The following is a 1,132-nucleotide window of genomic DNA, read 5'->3' as shown; positions in this document are numbered from 1 at the left end:
TCGCCCCACTGCGCCCGGCGTGCCCACCGCCACCGCTCCTGGCGTGCCCACCGCCGCGCCAGCCCCCGCTTCCCCCGAGGCCACGGGCGCTCCCGCCGCCTCGGCAGCGGACGATCTCCCCACTCGCGGTCAGCTCACGGCCTTCTCGGCCGTGCGCCTCTACGGCCTCATCGCCGCGGGCAATCACACGGGTCTGCTCTCGCTCACCCTGGCCGATGGCACCCTCGGCATCCACTTCCGCAAGGGCAATCCCGAGCTCGTCGAGTCCTCCCATCCCGAGGACGCCCTGGGCTCCTGGCTCCTCCAGGCGAAGCTCGTCACCCCGGAACAACTCCAGCAGGCCGAGTCCGCCCGGAGCCGCTTCGGTGGCGAGGTGCTCGCGGCCCTCTTCGGCCTGGGACTGCTCCAGCCCGCCTCCGCCTTCGCCCAGCTCGCCCAGCGCGCGCAGAACATCCTGCTCAAGGCCCTGCGCGCCGAGTCCGGTTCCTTCGCCTTCGAGGCCAGGGAGCTGCCCGCCGCCAAGGCGATGCCGCTGGGCAACAAGTGGGCCGTGCTCGGCGACCTCGTGCGCCGCATTCCCACCGCCGACCTGCGGCGCCTGTTGCAGCCCGAGCTCGCCCTGCCCGTGATGAAGTCCAACGGACGCGTGTCCACCGGAGATCTGCGGCTCACCCCGCATGAGGTGCGCGTGCTCGCCTTCATCGACGGCGCGCGCTCCACGGCCCAGCTCATCCAGGATCTCCCCCAGGACGCCGACCATCTGCTGCGGCTCGTGTTCCTCCTCCGGGAACTCGACGGCGTGTCCTTCGCCGCCGTGCGGACGGCCCCCGCGACCCCGGCCTCCGCCGCTCCCCAGGGCCCCGCCACGCCCTCCATGAGTGGCATCCCGGCCGCCAAGCCCGCCGCACCTTCGGCCCCGGCCACCGCTCCGGCTCCCGCCGCCAAACCCGCTGCCGCTCCGGCTCCCGCCGCCAAGCCCGCCACGCCCTCCATGAGTGGCGTCCCGGCCGCCAAGCCCGCTGCGCCCACGGCCTCGGTTCCCACTGCCGCCACGGCGAAGCCCGCTGCTCCCACGGCCTCGGCTCCCACCGCCGCCGCGGCCAAGCCCGCCGCTCCCTCGGCTCCGGCGCCC

At 74.8% G+C, this 1,132-nt stretch carries 1 protein-coding gene; it reads left to right on the top strand.

Features of this window, described 5'->3' with window-relative positions; genetic code table 11:
- Window positions 1-1,132, top strand: a 1,132-nt coding sequence (locus D187_RS56520; protein ID WP_438356971.1) for a DUF4388 domain-containing protein, incomplete at both ends; no start/stop codon positions are given.

The sequence above is a fragment of the Cystobacter fuscus DSM 2262 genome (assembly GCF_000335475.2).
Taxonomy (GTDB): domain Bacteria; phylum Myxococcota; class Myxococcia; order Myxococcales; family Myxococcaceae; genus Cystobacter; species Cystobacter fuscus.
The sequence above is the reverse complement of the archived record's forward strand: the minus strand, read 5'-3'. Positions and strand labels throughout refer to the sequence as shown.